1 protein-coding gene is annotated in these 1,166 nt (G+C 73.6%); it reads left to right on the top strand.

What is annotated here, in order from left to right; all coding sequences use genetic code 11:
* On the top strand, positions 1-1,166 hold a 1,166-nt coding region (locus tag IEZ12_RS27245; RefSeq protein ID WP_189275590.1), incomplete at both ends, for a beta-ketoacyl reductase.

Here is a 1,166-nt window from a genome sequence, read left to right as displayed (position 1 = left end):
GGAACCTGCACGAGCTCACCCGGGGGCTGGACCTGACGGCGTTCGTCCTGTTCTCCTCGGCGGCCGGCACGCTCGGCGCGGCGGGGCAGGCCAACTACGCGGCGGCGAACGCCTACCTCGACGGCCTGGCCGCGCACCGGCGCGCCCTCGGGCTGCCGGGCGTGTCGCTGGCCTGGGGCCACTGGGCGGAGGCCAGCGGGCTGACCGGGCAGATGTCCGAGGCCGACGGCGAGCGCCTCGCCCGCGCGGGGCTGCTGCCGATGGCGACCGACTACGGACTCGGGCTGTTCGACGGCGGCCTGGACACCGCGGAACCGGCGGTGGTCGCGGCCCGACTCAAGGTGTCCGCACTGGGCGACCGGCCGGTGCTGCGCGCGCTGGCACGCGCCCGCAAACCGGTCCGGACCACCGGGCTGGCGGGCGAGCTCGGATCGCTCCCCGAGGCCCGGCAACGCGAGATCCTGCTCGACCTGGTCAGCACCCACGCCTCGGCCGTGCTGGGCCGCAACGACGCAATCGGCGGCGACCTGGCCTTCAAGGACCTGGGCTTCGACTCGCTGACCGGCGTTGAGCTGCGCAACCGGCTGTCCACGGCGGTCGGGACCCGGCTGTCGGCGACGATGATCTTCGACCACCCGACCCCGGCCCGGCTGGCCGAATACCTGCGCGAGGTGGTCCTCGGCAAGGAGCGCCGGACGGTCGCGCCCGTGCCGGTCGGAGTGCCGGTGTCGGACGACCCGGTGGTGGTGGTCGGTCTGGGTGCCCGGTATCCGGGTGGGGTGGGCTCGGCGCAGGAGTTGTGGGGCTTGGTGTCGGGCGGGGTCGATGCGGTGGGCGACTTCCCGTCGGATCGTGGGTGGGACGTGGGTCGTCTCTACGATCCCGCCGGCGCTCCCGGGACTTCGTACACGCGGTCGGGCGCTTTCCTCGCGGACGCGGGTGGCTTCGACGCCGCGTTCTTCGGGATCTCGCCCCGCGAGGCACTGGCGATGGATCCGCAGCAGCGGGTGCTGCTGGAGACCGTGTGGGAGACGTTCGAGGACGCGGGGATCGATCCGACGTCCCTGCGGGGCAGCCAGACGGGCGTCTTCACCGGCATCTGGGCATCCGGCTACGCGGGCGGAGTGGACCAGATCTCGCGCGACTCGGACGGCTACATGGCCACC

The organism is Kitasatospora griseola (assembly GCF_014648555.1).
Classification (GTDB): domain Bacteria; phylum Actinomycetota; class Actinomycetes; order Streptomycetales; family Streptomycetaceae; genus Kitasatospora; species Kitasatospora griseola.
Note: the sequence above shows the minus strand (reverse complement) of the source record. Positions and strands in the feature narration are given on the sequence as shown.